Source organism: Hyalangium gracile (assembly GCF_020103725.1).
GTDB classification, from domain to species: domain Bacteria; phylum Myxococcota; class Myxococcia; order Myxococcales; family Myxococcaceae; genus Hyalangium; species Hyalangium gracile.
Genome location: NZ_JAHXBG010000043.1, coordinates 1 through 20047, shown reverse-complemented (window position 1 = coordinate 20047; position 20047 = coordinate 1). Strand labels below are relative to the sequence as shown.

Genomic DNA, 20047 nt, shown 5'->3' with positions numbered 1-20047 from the left:
ACTGGGCGGAAGCAAAGCCTCCCCTGCCCCTGGCGGGATCGGGTCAGCGGAAGGCATCGACGATGTGAACACTCGCCCGGGAGAACTCGAGCACCGCGCTTCCGGGACGTGGCCTTGGCCGCTTCCGCAACCCGCCACCACTGAGGCGAGCCACAGCGCAGATGGGGATGGGGTCTCCGTCCGGCGGCCGGGCTTCGTAGTAGCGGATGACCACGTTGGGTCCCCCAGTCCAGATCTGCCCGTATAAGCGGGTGGTGGGAGGCAGGTATCCGAGGTCGTTCGCCAACACGCTCTCGACGGGCCCATCGTTGACCATGATGGAGTCATCGGCGCGCTGGTTGGCGTCGACCTCAGCCTTGGCGGTGTCTCCTGGACGGAGTCGGAGGATCCTCATGGCTTCCAAGGCCTTCTGGGGGCAGTCCTGGGGGCCTGGGCCGCCGTCCGGGCGGATGGAGACGTCGGAACTGGCGCAGCCAAGGCTCAGTCCCAGCACGGTGAGGAGGGCTCCCAACCGTCAGGCTAGCGGCGGTCTCTGGGCACTAACTGGATGCAGACTTGTCGGTGGCCTCCGTCCCGAAAGAGCTCCAGGACGAGCTTGCCCCCATCCGTGCTCGCGTCGAACGAGCCATAGTCCGTGACGACGGCAATGCGGCCGGTTTTTCCCGGAGCGATCTCCACATCGGCATCTCCCTGGCGCATCATCCAGGAGTCTTTCTCGCTGAATGGAGTGAGTGAGACCTGTCAGTTGGGTAGGCGCTCGTCGCCGCCCAAGGAGTCCGCGAGCTGCTGCGACGACTGCTTCGCGGCTGCGAAGGCGCGCTGCTCCACCACGCGCGCTTGCAGCTGCTTCTGGAGGCCGCGAACCAACTTGCGCCCGAGCGGGCCATGCGCTGGGGGCGGCCTCGTCCTCACCCGCTCCTCTGGGAGGAGCCAGGCGGCCGTCGCATGCTCGAGGCGGTGAGGTAGAAGTGGTCGCCCCGGTCCTCGACGTTCACCTCCATGATGAGGCGGTCATCGCGAGGAAAGAGCTGCCGTTTGCGCTCCGCCAGCAGCCGGAGGAAAGGTAGCGTGAGCTTTTCAAGCGTTGGCGAGTCGTTCGCGAACAGGCGGGCCAGTTCTTGAAGCGCCTGCTCCGTTTCCTCGGGCGAATGGGTGACGGCGGCGTTCCAGCTGGCAGCGGCCATCAGCACGGCGGTGCGTGTCCCGTGGAGCCCCAGCTCGTCCGGCATGTTTTCCAGCAAGGGTCTGGCCACCTGCTCCAGGGCGTCGGACATCTTGGAGCCATCGACCGGTGAGGACTCCTGGCCTGATTCGAGCAGTACGACAGGTAGGGCGCCAGCCTTGCGCTTGTCCTCGGCCCTCTTCTTTCGGTGCATCCGCCGCTTCAGCTTCGCTTGTTTCCGGGTACTTTCCATGCTCTAAGCCTACCTGTAAGGGAGGGTTCGAGGCGAGTGTTCCATCAGGTTGCATGGTTCAGGACGAAGCGAGGTCACGTGGGCCGTGTCGACCACCTCCCTCAGCACCCACGGGGGGCATCGAGCCGTTGCTGGCTCGCGCCTCGAGATGGTGCCGTCCCAGCCGACCACCCATGTGCGGCCCGAGGCCTCGGTGGAGTTCCCCTCAAGCCATTTCCCGACGCCCAGACGTCTGACGGGCCCCGTCCCGAGACCCCCTGCAGCCCAGCAGTGCCCCGGGCCGCACCCTGCAACAGCGCCCCCAGCCTTTCTATCGGCGGTTGTACGGCGCAAGGGGCCCCACCAACTGGTACCGGAAGGCCAACTCCAGCGCGTGGCGTATGACCTCCCGTCCTGGGGTCCGGGATGAAGGTCCATGAACGAGCGCCGAAAAGTCCTCATCGAGAAAGTCCAGCCCATCCCGCCGAGAGATGCGCCGCGCCACGCCCTGGCACTGGTGCTGTTTTCCCTGGAAGGCGCTACCGTCAGCGCTCCGCACGGCGCGCCGCCACGTCCCTTCTTCAACACGGCACTGTGGGTCGTCGACAAGGAAGGGGATCTGCCCGACTGGCTGCTAATCCCGGTTGGGCCGCACGGAGGGATTGGGCTTCGCCGAGATCGCGGATGCCGTCAGGCGCTACTAAGGTGGGCCTCACCGAGGCCCCCTGGAGAAGGATCGACCGCGCCAGCATGGTCAGGAGACGGAGACATCCGCGCCGCGGTCTCACGGTGGCTCGGCCGCGGTTGAACGAGCCGCCCAGGGCGCCGCCGGATCCGGTGACGAGATCAGGGCGACTCCACCCTGCCTGCGGTGCCGACGGGCCTGGGGGGCGAGCCCGACGAACTCCAGCCAGATCTACCTGACCTGGACCGCCACCACCGAGGGCAGGCGTGAGCTGCTTGGGATCGGACATGGGCGTACGCCTCAGAGGCGAACGTCGCCGACAAGATGGACGAGGCCTGGTGCGCGAAGGGCATCAAGAACCGCATGGAGTTCCTTTGGGGAGCCATCGGCCACTACCTCGCGCATCTCGGCGCGCGCGACGTGGCCCCACTCTTCGCCGACCCGAAGTCGAGGGAGCTGTAAGGGGAGAGCCGCCGGGCGGGCGCGTAACGAGGAGATCGTCTGCTCGTCCCCTTGACCACGGCCCAATCATGCAACATCATAAGTTGCATGAGAAGGGACAGCCGACTTTCGGGCGTGCTTCACGTCCTGCTGCACATGGCGCAGCACGAGGGGCCCTTGACGTCCGAGCAGATGGCGAAGGCTATGGACACCAACCCCGTGGTGATCCGGCGAGTCATGGCCGGCCTTCGTGACAAGGGATACGTCCAGTCGGAGAAGGGACATGGCGGGGGTTGGACCCTTGCCTGCGATCTCGCGAAGGTGACCTTGCGCGACATCTACACTGCGCTTGGCTTGCCGTCGCTGCTCGCCATCGGGCACCGAACGGAGACGCCCGGGTGCGTCGTTGAACAGGCGGTCAACGCGGCTCTTGGCAAGTCCTTTGATGCTGCGGAGGCGCTCCTTCTCGAGCGCCTCGGCGAGGTGACGCTCGCGACTCTGGGCGAGGAGGTGCGGACTCGGGTCGCTATCCGTGGCGCTTGCCGCGGCGGGAGCAAGCATGGGTAGCGGCAAGGTGGACGGCGAGAGTCTCGTCGCGGGCGTCGTCCCTCCGGTAGTCACGACGCGGAGCGGCGAAGGCGGCCAGGGGGACGTCTCACGGCGTGGCGTCCTTTACATCGTGGAGGCGCACCAAAGAGCACGCGCGGTTCAATACGAGCAAGGAGCGAAGCCATCGTGACCGAATTCTGGGAAGGAGCGTTCAACGAGAAGCAGCTGATGTGGGGGCTCGCGCCGACAGCGTCAGCTTCGGCTGCGTGCGACACATTCATTCGAGCGGGCGTCAAGAGCGTCCTGATACCTGGCATCGGCTACGGAAGAAATGCGAAGCCGTTTCTTGAGCGTGGGATGTCTGTGGCGGGGATCGAAATCTCGGAGAGGGCGATCGAGCTTGCTCGTTCGCGACTCGGACTCGAGATTCCGATCGTCCGCGGCTCGGTCACGGACATGCCCTTCGACCGCCGAAAGTACGACGGCATCTTCTGCCATGGGCTCGCCTACCTTCTCGATGGTCGCGGCCGGCTGAAGTTCATTCGTGACTGCTACCGCCAGCTCGAGCCTGGTGGGCACATGATCTTCACGGTCATCTCGAAGAAGGCCCCCATGTACGGACAGGGCCCACGGCTCGGCGACGACTGGTACGAGCGACTGCCTGGGCTTCCGATGTATTTCTACGACGCCGAATCGGTGAGGCGAGAGTTCGGTCCGTACGGCCTGGTCGAGTTGTCCGAAATCGACGAGCCCGCGGGCGATGGCGCGACTCTCCCATTCATCAACGTCGTCTGTAGGCGGGACGCCGTGACGGTGGACGCAGCCGAAGCAGTGGTGCGACTGCGCGCGGGACAGGTTGAGGTTACGGTCCACGGCGCACTTCAGCAACGCGAGGTGGCGGCTATCGCCGAGGCGCTCGGGACCAGCAAGACCTCCATCCTGACAATGGGCGGTTGCCAGATCTCGGACGCTGGCGGCGTAGCCATTGCGAACGCACTGTTCAACAACACCGCGCTCAGGGAGCTGTGGCTGTTCAACAACGAGATCGCGGACGTTGGCGGTAAGGCGTTTGGAGCTGCCCTGAGAGCGAATGCCTCGCTTACAACGCTGTGTCTCAACGAAAACCGGGTGGGAGACGATGGGGCCAAGGCGATTGGAGAGGCGCTTCGTTCGTCCGCGTCGCTGGTGGAGCTGGGACTCGGGCGCAACCAGATTGGTGATGTCGGCGGCGCCGCAATCGGAGAGGCACTCGCTTCCAACGACTCAGTCATCGCGCTGAGCCTCAACCACAACAAGCTCGGTGATACCGGCGCGGCAAGCATCGGCGCCGCCCTTCGCAACAACGCATCACTCAAGATTCTTCGACTGAGCCACAACGCGATCGGGAATTGCGGGGCGGAGGCGATGCGAGCCGCCATCGAGCACAACGCTACCTTGCGAACCGTCACCTTCGATGAGAACCCGGCAGCGCCTTCCCTGCACCAGGGACTTGAGGCCGCTCTGGAGGAGCGTCGCCAATGAGCAGCGATTTCAGTGCCAGGTGCAGGCCTGAGATGCGTCTTCAGGGGCGAGGATTGGAAGAAGCCCCTGGGGACGCGAGGTTACGCGCAGGAGGGGGTGAGCGGAATCGGACATGACCGTCCAGGTCACGTGGGGGCACGGACGAGAAAGCGGCTGGGGCTGTCGCAAGCGGTGGTGGGCTCGACGCTGTGGCGCTTGCTGGAGAAGCAGCCCCCGGACGGCCTGCGGCAGACGGTGAGGGCGTAGGTGCAGCAGGTGCTCAAGGACCCGAACACTCCGAGGCTGCCGTTTCCCATGGGCGTGGTGAGCCTGGATGGAAAGAGCCTGTGGACCACCCACCAGGGGTCTGGCCGTGCGGCGGACAGCACCGCTGGCCATGCTCCTCTATAGCCTCACGGTGCTGTGGTTCGCCCAGCACGGGCACGTCCTCTACAAACCGCAGTGCCGTCCTTGGTACCGCCACAAGGTGCGCCCTTCCTTCGCCGACATGCTCTCCACCCTTCGTTACGCATGCCTGCGGCCGCCGGTTATTAGAGCCGGGCAGTCCGTCGCGTCACTGCCTCGCCGCGGTTGGTCGTTTCGATGCGGAAGGTGCCATCGCGGCGGCCCACGACATCGCACGCGACGTTGCGGATCAACTCGTGTTCGCTGGGTTCGGTCATGGCGGCTCAAGAGTAGCGCGTCGGCAAGGTCCATGAGAGACCGAGCGGACCGCTCGACAGGCGGCACTTCGTGAGCAGCCAGCTGCGCAAGGGCTCTCTGGGATTCCCGGGCTCCACGCCAGGGTCAGAGCCTTGCACCGCCGGGGAGCTTCCGGTTCCGGAAGAAGCCAGCCATACCTTTGAGGTATCATGCCGGCGGCCCTACCCAGGGGAGCACATTCCTTCCATGCCCCATCGAATCCCTCAGTCTTCAGCGCATCAACAAACTGTCATCGAGGAGCTGAGCAACCTCGTCCACGGCATCTCCGCGCCCTTCGTCTGCAGCGGCACACTCGTGCCCGAAGCTCCGGTGACACTGCGCTTCAAGGACGGAGTGCAGGTGCCCATCTCGCGGTTGGAGCGTGGCGCGGATCCACACACCGCTCTTGAGCCGCTGCTTGCCCGCTGCTCGCCGGCCCCGTTCGGAAAGGGCAGGAAGACGCTGTACAACCGCCGCGTGCGTGATGCCCTCCACCTCAAGGCCGAAGGCGGGGCATTCACCGTCCTGAATTTCGATCCGGCCGCCTCCGGCGTGCTTGAAGTCGTCCGCCAGCAGCTCTGCCCTGGCGACCCTACCCCCCTCACCGCCGTGCTGTACAACGTCAACGTGTACGGGACGGAGGGCCACTTCGAGCCTCACAAGGACACGCCTCGAGGCAGCCAGATGCTGGGCACCTTGGTGGTATGCCTCCCCTCGCGGTTCTTCAACGGTCAGCTCGTGCTCACGCACCGCGGCGCGCACAAGGTCTTCGACTGGGGGCAGGACATCAGCGAACAGGCAGAGCCCTCGCGCATCCACTGGGCGGCCTTCTTCGGTGACGTGGACCATGCCATCGACAAGGTGTGGATGGGGCTGCGCGTGACGCTGACCTACCTCCTCTACCGGGGGGAGGGTGCCATCACGGCCCCCAGGCCCTCTGGCGCAGCCGCGGAGCGGCTCCAGCAGGGGTTGGAGCGAGCACTGGCGGATCGCCACTTCCTTCCGCGGGGCGGTGTGCTCGGCTTCCCCTGCTTCCACATGTACAGCCACGAAGCAGCCTTCCGGCGCACGCTGCCGCCGCTGACCCAGAGGGGCGCAGCCCTTCACAGGTTGAAAGGACGCGATCAAGAGGTGGCCGCGGCAGCGCTCAGGGCGGGCCTGCCTGTTTCACTTCAGCCCTACCTCATCGAGATGTGCGCTGATGAGACCTGGCGGTTGAAGCGATTCCCAACCGAAGAAGAACAAGAGCTGCTGGATGAGCGATTGCTGGACCCGTGGTTGCTCGAGAAAGCCCTCCCCATCGCCGCTCACGAGGACGCGCCCCAGGGGTTCGGAGTGATGTGGGTCATTTCGCCGCCAGAGTTCAACGGCCCCGTGAAGCCGCGCACCGTGGAGGGCGATGCGGACAGTGCCTCCTCGGAGGAACCTGTCGTTCAGCTCTTCCACTCCGGTGCGTACAGCGCCACCGGGTATTTCGGCAACGAGGGGGGCGAGACCGACTTCTACCTCTATGCCGCGCTTCATGTGGTGATCCCACCCCTCGGCCAAGGCCCGCGCCAGGTGACGCGAGCCGCCCGGAAACCGGCTCGCGCACGGAAGCGCTCCTGACTGCCCGCGCGCCTTTTTTCAAGACACCAGCGGGCTGCATCCGCTGGGGCCGCGGGGGAGATGCAGTCGCTCAGGCGGGCGAGTAGGAGGAGCGCGGGGCAGGCGAGGAGCCTCCGGCACGGACCGGAGGAGGCCCGTGCTGCAGCGGCCCCTCGGTGACGTGCTGCAGCCGACGAGCACCATCAGCATCATCGTGGTTCACCGCACGTCGCGCTTCACCCTCGATGCGACGCACGCGGCTGATGGAGGGCTTCTTCGAGTGTATCGACCAGTATGAGTCGGAGCTGGACGAGCGTATCCGTCCGATGAGCACCGTCGGTCAGCTCACTGATCGGGCGTGACAGGCCGCACTACTTCGTGGCAGGCGGCGTGCCAAGCTGGCCGGCTGCGAGCGCGAGCTCTTCCCCCAGGACGCCGTCGCCCTGCTTCACGAGGCCAGTGCGGGGGCTCACCGCGCTCTCGATCGGCTGGCCTCCCTCTGCCTGCGCGAGGGCGCGCGCCGCAAGCGCAAACTCCTCGACTGCGACTTGGTGCGCGCCGTCATCGACCGTCAGGTACTCTCGGCCGCGTAGGCCTCTGCTCGCGGCGAGCCGTCACACGCGAGGATGGCTCGCCGCGCCCTTCTTCCCATCAACGTTCCTTGCACTTCGCCGCTCTCCCATATCCCATCAACCACCCCGCCCATGCACCCACCAACCAGCCTGCTTGGTAACACCTGTGGGCTCGCGGAACATCCAGCGCGTCGAGTCCGAAAACCGAACCACCTATCCGCTCCATAGCGGAAACTTGTCCCGGTGCCGCTTCAGAAGCTCCAGGTCTGGAGGATGGCTGACAGGAAGGCGGAGGCGGAGTCCATCCAGCTGCTTCAGCTGGTTCCCCAAGGGCGAGTCGGGGTGGATGTGGCGGTTCATCCGGATGTGGAACCCGTCATCAATGATGAGATAGCCGCGCTCAAATGCCCTGTCATGCAGGACGCAGAGGCACAACCCGTTGGCCGGGTTCAGTCGGTTCTTCTCGTCCTCCGACCAGGCGACGATGTGACCTGCGACAAGGAAGTCCTGCTCCGTGATGCCGCACATGGCACAGGCGGCTCCATAGTTCGCCTTGATCTTCGCCGCGAACTTCGCGTGCAGGCGACGTCGCTTGGTGACAACAGCGACGTTGTCGGCCGAGTAGTCGCTGATCACTTCATCATGAAGTTCTACGCGGTCCTCCGGGAGTTCCTCTCGGAAGTAGGGGAGATCGAACCAGTCCTCGATAGGACCATGTCTTGCTTCGAAGTCCCGGACCCGTTCAGTTGATACCAGCGTAGCCCCCGCGACGTCGAAGTTGGGCTGATAGCCGAACCTGATCACGAACTCAGCCTTGGGAATGCTGACGCGACGGATGTTTCGCAGGAAGTAGATCAGCTCCCAGGACTTTTCCCCCCGGATGGGCCACAGGTCGTCGCCGAGCGCCTTGCTTTCGAGCTTGAAGGTGACCTGCGCGCAGTGCGTGAAGCGTCTGGTCCCCTTCTCCGACATGAGGACGATGTCCCCCGGGTGCATGGCATCGAAGATGGAGCGCTTGGTGGGAGTCATCGCCCAGCATCGGATGCCCTCCATTCCTGCTCGATCCTGGATCTCCCGGATGACATCGTCCGGCACGAAGGGGGCAAGCCGCTCGGGGGGAACGTCCTGCTCGATCGAGAGTTCCAGGTTCTGGCGATTCGCTGGGACAAAGTACAGAGACACAACCGCTCCTCGCTGGGACAAGGCGGTCGACCCATGGGGACGGCCACCGCGAAGCGGAGTAGTTGCTCTGTCTTTTCACCAGGACGCGTGAGGTAGGGACGGAAGAAGGGACCCTGGCACGCTCAGGGACGATGGCGCTCGGGGCGTTCCGCGCGACCGCGGGTGCTCTCCACGGGGTAGTTCCTGCGGTTGACCTCGAGCTTGTCGAGGATCGCCTGCTGGAGGTCGATGCCAGCTCTATCGCACAGCAACAGCAGGGAGATGGCGACATCGGCGACTTCCGCCCTGAGGCGCGCGTGATTCTCTGGCTGGCGAACGAATGCGTCGGCTTCGTCGTTCCGAACCCAGCGGAGTAGGGCCACGAGCTCGCCCACCTCGGAGGCGACTGCCATCGAGAGGTTCTTGGGATCGTGGAACTGCGCCCATTCCCGCTCCTGAACGAACCTTCGCAGTTCGTCCAGGAGAGCCGCGCACTGTCCGGTGTTCGCAGGAGGGGGGGGGAGAGGTCATTCCGGTGAAGGTAGCAGCTCCGCTGAGCGGGAACCGTCGTCGGCGGACCTACCAGCTGGAATCCAGCGGAATGCGCGGCTCAGGCACGGGTTGCGTGGGCGGCACGTCGCCACGCTGGCGCTCGACGTCCACCAGCCTGAACTCGGCAACGCCATGACGCGCGGAGAGGTCGCCTTGGGTGGCGCGCTCCTCTTTCAGAGGATGGAAGCGATCTCCCGAAAACGCGGGCCAGCGATTCGCGTGACTGCGGCTCGTCTGGCGCGGTAACGCCTTGAATTGAAAAGGACTTGAGGCGCCGCGGCGGTCCGGGCGATCTCGCTCAGCGCGATCGAAATCCCGCGCTTCTCGCGGATCGTCTCCACCCGAGGCGTTCGGCTGACCGGGTGCGTTGCGTCAGAAGGCGAAGCCGACCCTCATGTGCGCTGTGTTCACCCACTCCCAGAAGCCCAGCTCGTCGCCATCCAGGATGGTCGCGCCGGTGTTCAGGCTCGCTGACAGGAGGAGCCGGCTGCCCACGATGTGCGCGTAGCCGATCGTTCCCCCCAGGATGAAGTTGCTGCGGTGAAAGATGGCGCCTTCATGGACGGTCTTCGTCCGGTGGAATGCGCAGAGCGGGCCGAGGAAGAACCCCTCCGGTGCTTGGCCGGACATGAAGAAGCGTCCGACCAGCACCGTGCCGAAATCGCCGGCGAACGAGATGTTGGCGCTGGGAGCGATTGACCAGCGGGTGCCGAGGGTGTGCTCGAACTCGATGCCCAGCGCCGGACGATCCTTGTCATAGATGGGGACGAACATCGCCGACAGCACCCGCCGCCGTGGCGGCCGTTCCACGTCCAGCAGCTTGCGCGCCAGCACCGGGGAGGGCACGCCCGTGAGGCTGCTCTCGTCCACGACCAGCGTCTGCCCAGCGGTCAGCACCACCTCTCGCGCGAACGTCTCCCCTCCCTCCTCTCTGCGAACGATGAGGTACCTGCCCGGCCCCAGTCCCAGCCATGAGGTGCGTCGGCCCTCGGGGATCTCCAGCACCTGCGTCCCCGTGGAGGCGCGCATCACCTGCAGGGGGCCCTTCGTCTGGCGCAGCACGAGCCGGTTGCCGGAGGCATCCACCCGGGTCAGGGGCAGATCGTCCCTGCCCCGCAGGTTGAGGTCGAAGCTGGGGTGCTGCGGCCCCCTGCCCAGCAGCGCCGTGTCGCGCACGGTGAACTCCTTGGCATAGGAGAAGGCCTCCTGGAGGGAGACCTCGCCATCCCCCGTCTGGTCGGCCGCGCCGCGCAGCCCCGCGACGAGGTGATGGGTGAAGAAGGAGCCCTCGAGCACCTCGGCCTCGTGCGCGTTCTCCAGGCCGGAGCTGGAGGCGATGAGCGCCGAGCCCTCGCTGCGCAGCTCCAGCGGCAGCTTCACCTCGAAGGGCGCCGGTTCCTGCTCCAGCCCCTTGGCCTGGGTCCAGCCCCCCCCGCGGCAGGCGTCGATGATGCCCAGGCGCACCGTGGCCCCGCTCCCCGCCAGCCGCTGGCGCAGCGCCTCCAGGGGCAGCGCGCGTCCCCCGGGGTAGAGCGCGTGCTGATCCGCGTGGCCGGAGTAGTAGAAGAGCAGCAGGGTCTCGCCTGGCAGCCGCCCCAGCTCCTTCAGCCGGGCATCGAGCACCGAGAGCACCTGGCCCGGGTCGGGATCAAGCAGGACCTGGACCTGCTCGGCAGGAAAGTCTCCAAGCTGGGTGAGCACCTCCGCCATCCTGCGCGCGTCCTCGTGCGCATAGCGCAGGGCGGCGCGCCTGCCCATCGCCGCGTTCGCGCCCACCACCACCGCGGCCCGCGCGGGGGCCCGCTCCGTCGCGTGCGCCGTCCCCCACAGCAGGGGGAGCACGAGCAGCAGTCGGCAGACGCGGGGCCATGCCTTCCCTCGCGAAGCAGGTCTCATCTCGCGTTCGACCTCCAGGCTCGCGACACATGGCCTCCCTGTGGGCTCATGGAAAGAGTGAAAGCTCCGCCAGCTCCCGAAGGGGGGGCCTGCCCTCGAGGGTCCCGTCCTCCCACGGAGAGGTTCCGGGGAGAAGACGCACGGGCGCCTCAAAAGCGGCCAACCTTTCTCGGGAGCCATGTCCGTCAGAGGCGCCCCTGGCGCCATCGGACCTGGACAGGGCGGTGCGTGCACAGGGTGGGAACCGTCAACGCGCCGCGTCGCCGCCTCAGGGCCCGGGTGTCTTGGGCAGCCGCAGCTCCATGAGCCATGCTTCGGCACCCTGCGGAGCATCGGCAAGGGCGCGCTCGAGCGCCGCACCCTCCAGGCCATCGCGGCTCACCAGGAGGGTCAGCACCTCGGCATCCCCGGTGGCATTCACGCGCCAGCTCGCCGGCAGCAGCGTCTCGCCCTCGGCGAGCGGCCCCTCGTAGAGGGGGATCCAATCGCTCCCAGGAGCGCGCGTCCCCACCCACACATGGCGGTAGCCGGAGGCGCTCACTCGCAGGCGAAGGCTGTCGCCTGGGAGGACCGGGCGCGCTCCGTCCCACTCGCGCACCTGGTCGCCGCGCTTGATGAAGACGGTGGCGGCGGGCACGCCCTTCACACCGACATAGGGAGCGGCAGGCTCCGGCGGGTTCCTCGCGGGCAGCAGCCAGAGCAGCGCGCTCGCGAGCGCCCCCGTCGCCAGCAGCGGCGGCAGCAATCGCCACCAGGGGGCGCGCATCCTCGCGGGAGGCGCTGGCTCGCGCAGGACCTGCACCCAGGCCGGAAGGGGCTCCGTGCGCACCAGACGCTCCAGATAGGCACTGCACTCACCGCACCGGCGCACATGCTCTTGAGAGGCGGGGGACGCCAGGCCCAGCCCGACACGGTCCAGCTCCAGGTACGACGGGTGTTCGACCTTTGGGTTCATGGCTCCAGCCCCTGTCGAAGTTGCTCCACGCGGTCCTCGAAGCGCCGCAGGGTGCGTCGCACGGTCCGCTCCGAGACCTGTGAGACTTCGGCGATCTCCGCATACGTCAGGCGATCCATTCTGCTCAGCAGCACCATCTCCAGCTCGTCCTGCGGCAGGTGTTGCGCGAACTGCAGGAGCCGCTGGCGATCCTCGGCGCGTGTCTCGGGGTGGGAGTCCTCCGGCACGCTCCACAGCAGCTCATCGACGACCCGCTCCGGGCCCGCCTGCTGCCGGCGAAGCCGATCCAGCGCCAGGCGCGAGCTGGTTCGGTACACCCAGGCGATGACTCGACGGGCATCGCCTCCCTGCAGGTTCGCCTTCCAGAGGCGGATGAAGGTCTCCTGGGCCACGTCCTCGGCATCTCCGGGATCGCGCAGCATGCGGCGACACTTCTCCCGGATGCGGGGGAAATACATGCGAAAGGCGGCCTCGACGTCCATCCGCTGGGTGCTCCATCTGTCCGTGATGACTCCTCACTGCATACTCGTTGAAGGAAAGGACGCACAGCCCCTTCAAAACCGGCCACCGCAAGCTCCTGGGTGGGGCGTAACCCCGCACCAGGGACTGGAGCGAGTATCCGAAGGATGTTGGCCGCTTTTGCTGCACTTCTGCGTCTTCATCCTCGGAACCACTCTCCCGACGTCGGCTCGGCATGCTCCCTGGAGCCTGTCTCGTTCGGGGGCGGCACGGCCTGGCGTGCACCTTTCGGGAATCGGCACATGAGTATGTCTTGCGAACTCTGGGGGTGTCTGTCTCTGCTGGTGCTGATCTCGACGGCGTCACTCGCGCGTCGGGCGCTGGGGCAGCCACCTTCCCAGGCGCCGGACACGCATCGTCTCCGCCGTTGACTCCCCGGCCTGTTGCCGCGCGCTCGGGAGACCTGCGGCCGGCAGTCGCCAGCGCCAGGAATGTCCCTCGGCCCGGACACGGCGCGTGACAAGATGGGCGGGTGCCGCTCGCGTTGCTCACCTGGATGGTCGTGCCGCTCTTGGCGACGGCGCCGGAACCCGGCGCCTCGGCGGCTGGGTACGAGGAGACGCGCGCCGGGTGAGGGACCGCTTCACCTTTGAGGTGCTCAAGGACTCCCTGCGCCACCTGGGGCTGGATCCCTGCCAGAACAGCTTCGTAGCCACCTGCTGCCTTCGTGACGGACCCTTCGAGGAGTTTGTGGAAGCCTGACTATGTGGCGTCGAGTCCGAAGAGTGAGTATCAACAGCAAAGAGAGCGCGAGGAGCCTTGGCACACGGAGGGATGGGCTGCATAGACCGACTGTCCACCAAATCGGGGAGGTCCAGCGGGCCTCAGGTGATCGCCCATGGCTTTGGCTTTACCTTCACGGTACAGCCAAAGTCACTGCTGTTGCGCCACCGTTGACACGAGAACGGGCGGGATACCGCGGTGCGGAGCCGGTGTGTCAGATATTTATGCCGAACAGTCGCTCGGCATTGCGGAACGCTATCTTTTCCTTATCCTCACGCGGAAGATCGACTGCTCGGAACCAGTCGGTCCCTTCTTTGATGCCTGCGAAGGGGTAGTCGGTTGCGAACATCACTCGATCCACACTGATATACTTCAGCAAGAGATGGAGCAGTTCATCCTGGAAGAACGCGCTGGTTGTGAACCAGAAGTTGTCCTGGAAGTACTGCTCAAAGGGCTTCTGAAGCGAGTTTTCGGTCGGCTCGCCCATGTCTCGGGCGATCCGCTCGTAGTAGAACGGAAGGCCTTCGCCCATGTGACCGATGATGATCTTCAGATTGGGGAATCTGTCGAAAACCCCGTACGTGATCATCCGGATGCATTGGGTCAGCACCTCCTGGTGCCAGCCATATCCAGACCCACTGAAAATATAGTCTTGGTTCTCGGTCGTGTATTCCGACCGTGTCGTGCTGTAGTAGATTTGGAAGATTTCGTCGGCTGGATAGCCGGGATGCAGGTAGATCGGCACATCGAGAGCTTGGGCACGCGCCAGAACGGGCTCAAACTCGGGATGGTCGAGGTATTTCTTCCCGATGTGCCCGTTGGTCAGCGCGCCCAAGAAGCCGTCTTCCCGAACCGAGCGTTCCAGTTCGTCCGCAGCCGCCTCCGGGCTCTGCAAGGGCAAGGTTGCGAAAGCCTTGAAGCGGCCCGGATAACGGGCCATTGGCCCTTCGACAAGCTGCCGGTTGAGACGATAGGCAAAGTCGATGCCCTCCTGGCCCGGGACATTTTGTACTGACGGCGTGTGCGCAGAGAGGATTTGAACGTTGAGCCCCCCCTCGTCCATATCGCCTATGCGGCGCTCGCCTAGATCCGAAAGACCTATCTCCTCAAGGAACGCTATGTGCTCCTCGTTGATGGAGTTCAGCATCAACAACTCGGGAGTCGAAAAGGTCTCCTCCGCCCCGATAAATGGCAGGTCTTGGTCACGGAGCCAGATGTCCGAGCCGCCGGGGGCGCATGACGTGAGGGCCGACGCGGACAATCCAGTGCTGGCGCCAAGTACAGCCGCACCAGTGAGGAAAGCGCGGCGTTTCATCAACATTTTTGGTGGGCCTTGTTTGAAGGATTTCATGTCTGTATGTGCTCCGGTGGTGGGTTGTGCAGTGAAACAAAGAGATTGGAATCGCGGATTGCAGCGAAGGCTGGCGGAGGTGGCACGGGTTCGGGCGGTGGGTGGTGGTGGTTTGAAGGGCTTGGGCTCCATCTCGGCGTCGCTCACGGCGGGCCTACCGCCGCTTCAGCCCGGAGCGGCAACGCGAGGCGCCCGACACGGAAGATCTCCACGCGCAATCCCGTCCGGAGTCGCCCCGAGGTACGCGGCGCGATCTAAGCGAGTGGGATTCCAGGCCAGCTCGCCCGACGAGCGCGCCGTCGCGCTCTCGGTGAGCAGCATAGGTGCGCGCCTCGAAAGGGCGCGCAGATGCCACCGGACAGCCGGAAGCCTCACGCCACCGCGCCAGCGGGCTACTCTGCCGGCGGTCAGACTTATGCGCTATGCCGATCATGACCGGCGGCGCGGACCTCCACCTGGTGCTCCCCGGGGGGCAGCTCGAGGGAGAAGCGCCCCGCTGCATCGGTGAGCGCGGCAGGCTCGGGGGCGCCATCCACGAAGAGCGCCGCGTCCGCCAGGGGCATGCGTGTCCCCCGGGAGCGCACCGTCCCCTCGAGGCGGGAGGGAGCAGGCGCCTCGGGTGGCACGGCCGCCGCCTCGGGAGCGGGCAGCGCCCCCGGAGCACCCGGGGCTGGCGCGGGCGCAGGTTGCCGGCCGCGAGGAGCGGAGCGAACACCGCGAGCGCGGTCAGGAGGGCGAGTCGGGGGCCAGGGGGCATGAGGGCCGATATCGGGTGAGAGGTTCCGGGGAGAAGACGCACGGGCGCCTCAAAAGCGGCCAACCTTTCTTGGGAGACCTCTCCGTCAGAGGCGCCCCTAGCACTACTGCGTCAGGGCCCCGCCGGGTGAAGGGGGAGACCTGGTCGGTTGCGTGAGGAGTGATGGGAGTTGGAGCGATGGCAGGTGGGGCACCGAGGCAACCAGGTGGCGATCACCCGAGCCATGGCGAGGCGCGCGGAAATGAAGCTGTCGTGGAAGTGGCGCTCAGGCCGAGAGGAGCTGCGGGTGGGCTTGAACCGTCCCTTGGGCCGAGGGGGGAAAACGCCGCACACGTTCGGCAACGATGAACGCGTAGCAGCACAGAGCCACGGAGACGTGATGGTGCCAACCTGGGAAGCGGCGGCCTTCATAGTGGTCAAGGCCCAACTCGCCCTTGAGGTCTTCGTAGACGCGCTCGGTTCTCCAGCGCTGCATCACCAAGCGGATGAGCTGCTTCTGGGTCATCTCGCGGGCCGCCCTCACCCTCTTCCTGTTCGACACCGCCTTCGATGACGAGGTGCACGAGCTGTTGGTGCTGCTGGCCAGGGACAAGCAATTGGACCAGACGCTGGGGCAGATGGAGGCGGTGCGCGAGGCGTTGGCGCGGCGTGGCTTCCAGCTCTCGAACTACCCGGACCGGGACGAACAGCCCAGCGACGTGGGGCGGGGCCTGATCCGCGCCGTCGACGACGTGGCCGCCACCATTCCCGTGGTGGATGGGGCGCGCGGTAGCGGCGTGTACGGTACGCGAGCCCACCTGCCACCGCCCTACCAGGAGGCCTTTGACGAGACAGAGCGGACCCTCACCGAAGCGCGTCTGGCTCCAGGCAACCAGGTGGTGGGCTTCTTCGATCACCTGACCTTCGGCGTGCCGCTGGGCTTCTGCCACCTGGCGGCGGGGACGGGGCATGGGCTGTACACGCTGACGCAGGGCCAGTACGAGCAGGCCACGCGCGAGCTGGCGCCCGCGGCGCTGCTGGTGAGCCTGTACGCTGGAGGCAAGGGAATGCGTTACCTCCCTGATGCCAAAGGTGCAGTGGGCGGAGGGGAGGGAGGAATGCGGCTCCAGGTGCCGGAGCTGCGCTTGCAGGGGTTGAAGGAGGTGGCGGAACGGCTGCGGGTGCGGCTGGGGGAGGACGGAGTCAGGCAGTTGGCGCTGCTGATTCAAGGCCGTCGCGAGGTGGCCGTCATGGTGGCCGCTGGGGGAGAGCGGGCCTCCGTGGCCCTCCATGAGGCCCGTGGCGACCTGGCCCGGGCGCAGGCTGTGTTCTCCCAAGCGAAGCCCGAGCCTGGGGGAGGGAACCCGGCGAAGCCTGGCGCTGCGCAGCCGCTCCGGGGAGCGGCTGCTACACAGGGGGCCCCTCTCCTCGATATTCCCATCCGGAATGCTCATCTGGCGGGTCAACGGCACCCCGTGACGGGGGTTCCGTTCGATGCTGAGGGCTATCCTGACTTCAGAGCGGCCGGGGCCGTCAAAGCCGAGGTCAAGATTACATATACGGGCTCTCGGGCTCGGGATTTCGCCGCCGCGAATGCTGCTGCGGGATTGCGGGAGACTCCCAAGGGCATGACCTGGCACCATCACCAAGACCGAACGACCATGCAGTTGGTTCCTACGGAGACTCATGCCAAGACGGGACATACCGGCGGCTTCTCGGGAGACCTATGAGGGTGGCTGCACTGCGCACGTTTGAGGGGGGGCCTCCGCTCGGTGAGGGAGAGCTCACGTCATTCGAGAAGGAGCACGGGCTCTGCCTCCCAGCGGCTTACAGAGAGTTCCTGTTGGCCACGAATGGGGGGCGCCCCGAGCGCGATCTGCTGACGATCCCTGGCCTCAGCGGCAACTCGGTGGGGCGCATCCATGTGTTCTTCGGGCTGAAGGATCCTGTCGAGTCGTGCAATCTCGATTGGAACCTCGCGGTGTTCAGAGATCGAATTCCGGCCAGCCAGCTTCCAATCGCCACCACCGAGGGGGTGGACAAGGTCTGTCTGGCGGTGACGGGGGAGAGCGCAGGGGCCGTCTTCTACTGGGACGGGTATGCGCAGGCAGGTGAGCGCAACCTCTACTTCCTGGCCGCTGACTTTGCTTCCTTCATTGCATCCCTCCAGAAAGACGAACTTTCGCCACGGATGCGTGCTTCGTAATTCGCTGAACCGGGCAAGCGCTCGCCCCCAGGCTCCGCAAGGGAGGGCAAAAGAAAAGGGCCTCGAACTTTCGCTCGAGGCCCTTCCGTTCTCTGCTCCCCATTCGGTGCGGATTGCGAACACGTTCGTGGCCTCAGGCCCGAGAGCGCAACCGGAATCACCAAGTGTTTACAAGAACTTCCATGGGTGCCACGCCAAGTGGAGGCCCAAGCACTCGGCTGCGAACTAAGAGCCTGGGAAGGCATGGCGGAGCGGGTCTTCGGGACGGACATGAGCCTGCTCACTTCCACGCAGCACGCGATCAGCATCGCAGCAGGCGGGTAGGTGCGGCGCCGCTTGCCACCCAGGACGGCGTCGCTCTGGGCGGAGACGGTCGTGCGGAGTGCATCGAGCATCCACCTCCGGTCCTTCGTGGAGAATCGTGGGGGGACGCTGGAGAGGGAGCGCCAGCTTGCCCCGGAGCATGTCGGCGGGAGCGCCGCCGCGCAGCCAAGTGAAGGGAGGAAAGAGCGGTTGTCTGGATGCTCCGCGAACGATCTGCCGACCCCGTTGGCCTGGGTGAGCAACGCGGTTGCGGGGGCGGCGCCGCTGGAGCCCCCATGTAGGAGACCCGTGAGGCGAGAGTCCTTTCGCAGGGCTCGCGGGAGGCCCGTGGGAGGCGGAGGGTAGGGTGTGCGCTGGAGTGGCGAGGTGGAGTTGGGGAGGGGCAGGTGCAGGAGCGTGGGTGGGAGTACCGGCGGAGGCAGCCGGAGGGGACGGTGCTGTACGAGGCGGTGAGGGATCACCTCGCCACGTTGCTGGCGGAGGCCAGTGAGATGGGGAGAGGCTTGCCCCGGTATGTGGAGCGGGACTTCGCCAAGTACCTGGAATGTGGGGTATTGGCGCACGGCTTCGCGCGGGTGCAATGCGAGAACTGCAAGGACGAGCTCCTCGTCGCTTTTTCATGCAAGGGGCGTGGGGTGTGTCCCTCCTGTAACGCGAAGCGGGCGCATGTGACGGCGGTGCACCTGGTGGAGAACGTGCTGCCACACGTGCCCTACCGGCAGTGGACGCTGTCCTTTGCTCACCGGGTGCGGTGGGTACTGCTGAAGGAGGTGGGACTGCTCTCGGACGTACTCACCGTCTTCCTGCGTGCGGTGTTCGCCCTGCATCGCCGGAGGGCCCGGCGGCAGAGCCTGCGTGGGGGGCAGACTGGGGCCGTGTCGTTTATCCAGTTTTTCGGCTCGGCGTTGCAGGTGACGCCGCACTTCCACGCGCTGGTGCCGGACGGGGTGTTCGTGCCAGGGGAGGGCGGAGTGCATTTCGAGCCGTTGTCCCCGCCCACGCAAGCAGAGGTGGAGCGGCTGCTGAGGTGGGTACGCCACCGGGTGCTGCGCCTGCTGGAGAAAAGAGGGGCACTGCCCGCGCAAGGGCCAGAGGACGCACGGCAAGCGTACCAGGCGCACGGGCTGCAGCAGCGGCTGCGCTGGGCAGAGGTGGAGGTACGCCCCCCTCCGCGAAAGCAGCCCCGGTGTTCAATGCAGGAGGGTTTCAGCCTGCACGCCAACACGCACCTTCACGCCAACGACAGGCAGGGGTTGGAGCGCTTGTGCCGCTACGGGGCGCGGGGCGCGCTGGCGCTGGAGCGGTTGTCACGAGCGGAGGATGGCCGCATCCGCTACCGCATGAAGCGCCCGCAGCCGGACGGCACCACGCACCTGCTCTTCACCGGGCTGGAACTTCTACGGCGTGTGGCATCCTTGGTGCCTCCACCTCGGACAAACCTCACGAGGTTCCACGGCATCTTCGCGCCCGGCGCCAAACTGCGGCCATTTCTGGTCCCCCAAGCGTGGCCGAGGGCAGAGGAGGTAGAGGAGGCCGGGCCGCAAGAGGTCAGCGCGCCGCCGTTGGCACCCGCGAGGCAGGAGCCGAGAAAGGAGCGAGCGCCGAGGGTGGATTGGGCCGGGCTTCTGCGTCGTACCTTCGCGCTGGAAGTGTTCTGCTGCCCGCGGTGTGGGGGCCGGCGCAGGGTTCTGGCGTACCTGACGGGGCGGCAGGCAGTGCGGGCGATATTGGAGCACCTGGCACTGCCCTGGCAGCCGCCGAGGCTTTTCCCGGCGCGGGGGCCCCCCCAGAGCGCGTGGTGGGGGTGAACGCACTCCAGCCGTAGCCAAGGCGCGCCAGCCTTTGGCCGAGTCCCTCTGGGAGCACGGTGTTGGCAGGGGTGTGCCTGAAGGGGGCTGCACGGCCGCTCCAGCGGCCAGGCGCATCGGCTTGGGGGCCCCCTCCAGCAGCCCTCTTGCCCCGCGGTGCCCCGGGCTGCTCCCCGCAGCAGTGCCCCCATCCTTCCTATCGGCGCATCTGCGGATGGATGCCTCATCAGAGAGCCGCGATACTCAGAGTTCCATGAATCACGCTATTGAGGCGACACCGACTCAAGATTCGAGCGGATGACTCGGGCAGTGGGGTGGTCCTTGCCGAGCGCCTTCTCACCTATCGCCAGCGCTCGCCGGTAGTGCTCCAGCGCTCCCGCGTAGTC

The 20047-nt window shown here is 66.2% G+C and carries 20 protein-coding genes and 2 pseudogenes; 9 read left to right on the top strand and 13 right to left on the bottom strand.

The genetic code is table 11. From position 1 onward, the window contains the following. Positions 1 to 43: 43 nt before the first annotated feature. From KY572_RS45080 to KY572_RS45070, 3 genes are all read right to left on the bottom strand, one after another. The gene (locus tag KY572_RS45080; RefSeq protein ID WP_317987985.1) at positions 44 to 394 is read right to left on the bottom strand and encodes a hypothetical protein; all 351 of its coding nucleotides are present in this window, start codon (positions 392 to 394) and stop codon (positions 44 to 46) included. A 125-nt stretch (positions 395 to 519) separates the two neighbouring features. Then, the gene (locus KY572_RS45075; RefSeq protein WP_224249986.1) at positions 520 to 702 is read right to left on the bottom strand and encodes a DUF2381 family protein; all 183 of its coding nucleotides are present in this window, start codon (positions 700 to 702) and stop codon (positions 520 to 522) included. Positions 703 to 908: 206 nt separating this feature from the next. Beyond that, a complete protein-coding gene (locus KY572_RS45070) occupies positions 909 to 1415 on the bottom strand; it encodes a hypothetical protein (RefSeq protein WP_224249985.1) in 507 nt (168 codons plus the stop codon). A 988-nt stretch (positions 1416 to 2403) separates the two neighbouring features. Here KY572_RS45070 and KY572_RS45065 point away from each other — a divergent pair. The 5 genes and pseudogenes from KY572_RS45065 to KY572_RS48340 all read left to right on the top strand — a co-directional run. Then, positions 2404 to 2541: a hypothetical protein gene (locus KY572_RS45065; RefSeq protein WP_224249984.1), complete on the top strand. Its 138-nt coding sequence runs from the start codon at positions 2404 to 2406 to the stop codon at positions 2539 to 2541. A gap of 87 nt (positions 2542 to 2628) precedes the next feature. Then, positions 2629 to 3087 (top strand): Rrf2 family transcriptional regulator, encoded by a 459-nt coding sequence (locus KY572_RS45060; protein WP_224249983.1) that lies wholly within the window; start codon positions 2629 to 2631, stop codon positions 3085 to 3087. Positions 3088 to 3255: 168 nt separating this feature from the next. Continuing rightward, positions 3256 to 4590: a methyltransferase domain-containing protein gene (locus KY572_RS47990; RefSeq protein WP_224249982.1), complete on the top strand. Its 1335-nt coding sequence runs from the start codon at positions 3256 to 3258 to the stop codon at positions 4588 to 4590. Positions 4591 to 4686: 96 nt separating this feature from the next. Beyond that, positions 4687 to 4836: a hypothetical protein gene (locus KY572_RS45050; RefSeq protein ID WP_224249981.1), complete on the top strand. Its 150-nt coding sequence runs from the start codon at positions 4687 to 4689 to the stop codon at positions 4834 to 4836. 100 nt (positions 4837 to 4936) lie between these two features. Then, positions 4937 to 5113, top strand: a pseudogene (locus tag KY572_RS48340) (IS701 family transposase); the annotation flags it as partial. 7 nt (positions 5114 to 5120) lie between these two features. Here KY572_RS48340 and KY572_RS47635 read toward each other — a convergent pair. Next, positions 5121 to 5252 carry a hypothetical protein gene (locus tag KY572_RS47635; protein ID WP_263452520.1) on the bottom strand — a complete coding sequence of 44 codons (132 nt, stop codon included), beginning with the start codon at positions 5250 to 5252 and terminating at the stop codon, positions 5121 to 5123. Between the two features lie 226 nt (positions 5253 to 5478). Here KY572_RS47635 and KY572_RS45045 point away from each other — a divergent pair, with 226 nt between their 5' ends. Further along, a complete protein-coding gene (locus KY572_RS45045) occupies positions 5479 to 6879 on the top strand; it encodes a hypothetical protein (RefSeq protein ID WP_224249980.1) in 1401 nt (466 codons plus the stop codon). 764 nt (positions 6880 to 7643) lie between these two features. Here the strand turns inward: KY572_RS45045 and KY572_RS45040 are convergent. From KY572_RS45040 to KY572_RS45005, 8 genes and pseudogenes are all read right to left on the bottom strand, one after another. Then, a complete protein-coding gene (locus tag KY572_RS45040) occupies positions 7644 to 8612 on the bottom strand; it encodes an HNH endonuclease (protein ID WP_224249979.1) in 969 nt (322 codons plus the stop codon). Between the two features lie 122 nt (positions 8613 to 8734). Beyond that, the gene (locus KY572_RS45035; protein WP_224249978.1) at positions 8735 to 9004 is read right to left on the bottom strand and encodes a MazG-like family protein; all 270 of its coding nucleotides are present in this window, start codon (positions 9002 to 9004) and stop codon (positions 8735 to 8737) included. 511 nt (positions 9005 to 9515) lie between these two features. Then, complete coding sequence (locus tag KY572_RS45030) at positions 9516 to 11039, bottom strand: caspase family protein (protein WP_224249977.1); 1524 nt, start codon at positions 11037 to 11039, stop codon at positions 9516 to 9518. A 268-nt stretch (positions 11040 to 11307) separates the two neighbouring features. Continuing rightward, entirely contained in the window at positions 11308 to 11994 is a 687-nt protein-coding gene (locus KY572_RS45025) for a hypothetical protein (protein ID WP_224249976.1), read from the bottom strand. Next, positions 11991 to 12476 carry an RNA polymerase sigma factor gene (locus KY572_RS45020; protein WP_224249975.1) on the bottom strand — a complete coding sequence of 162 codons (486 nt, stop codon included), beginning with the start codon at positions 12474 to 12476 and terminating at the stop codon, positions 11991 to 11993. Before KY572_RS45020 ends, KY572_RS45025 begins: the two co-directional genes overlap by 4 nt. A 974-nt stretch (positions 12477 to 13450) precedes the next feature. Then, positions 13451 to 14587, bottom strand: coding sequence for an amidohydrolase family protein (locus tag KY572_RS45015; protein WP_224249974.1), 1137 nt, complete (start codon positions 14585 to 14587; stop codon positions 13451 to 13453). A 413-nt stretch (positions 14588 to 15000) separates the two neighbouring features. Then, on the bottom strand, positions 15001 to 15213 hold the full coding sequence (locus KY572_RS45010; protein ID WP_224249973.1) for a carboxypeptidase-like regulatory domain-containing protein: 213 nt from the start codon (positions 15211 to 15213) through the stop codon (positions 15001 to 15003). Between the two features lie 396 nt (positions 15214 to 15609). Further along, positions 15610 to 15846 (bottom strand): annotated as a pseudogene (locus tag KY572_RS45005) (IS701 family transposase); the annotation flags it as partial. Between KY572_RS45005 and KY572_RS45000 the strand changes: the two are divergent. The 3 genes from KY572_RS45000 (at position 15830) to KY572_RS44990 (ending at position 19661) form a co-directional block, all read left to right on the top strand. Further along, positions 15830 to 17053, top strand: a complete 1224-nt coding sequence (locus KY572_RS45000; protein ID WP_224249971.1) for an HNH endonuclease — start codon at positions 15830 to 15832, stop codon at positions 17051 to 17053. The pseudogene KY572_RS45005 and the gene KY572_RS45000 sit on opposite strands and share 17 nt — an antisense overlap. Positions 17054 to 17055: 2 nt before the next feature. Beyond that, entirely contained in the window at positions 17056 to 17529 is a 474-nt protein-coding gene (locus KY572_RS44995; protein WP_224249970.1) for an SMI1/KNR4 family protein, read from the top strand. A 758-nt stretch (positions 17530 to 18287) separates the two neighbouring features. Further along, entirely contained in the window at positions 18288 to 19661 is a 1374-nt protein-coding gene (locus tag KY572_RS44990) for a transposase (protein ID WP_224249969.1), read from the top strand. Between the two features lie 263 nt (positions 19662 to 19924). Here the strand turns inward: KY572_RS44990 and KY572_RS48300 are convergent. Continuing rightward, on the bottom strand, positions 19925 to 20047 hold a 123-nt coding region (locus KY572_RS48300), incomplete at its 5' end, for a tetratricopeptide repeat protein (protein WP_407660122.1).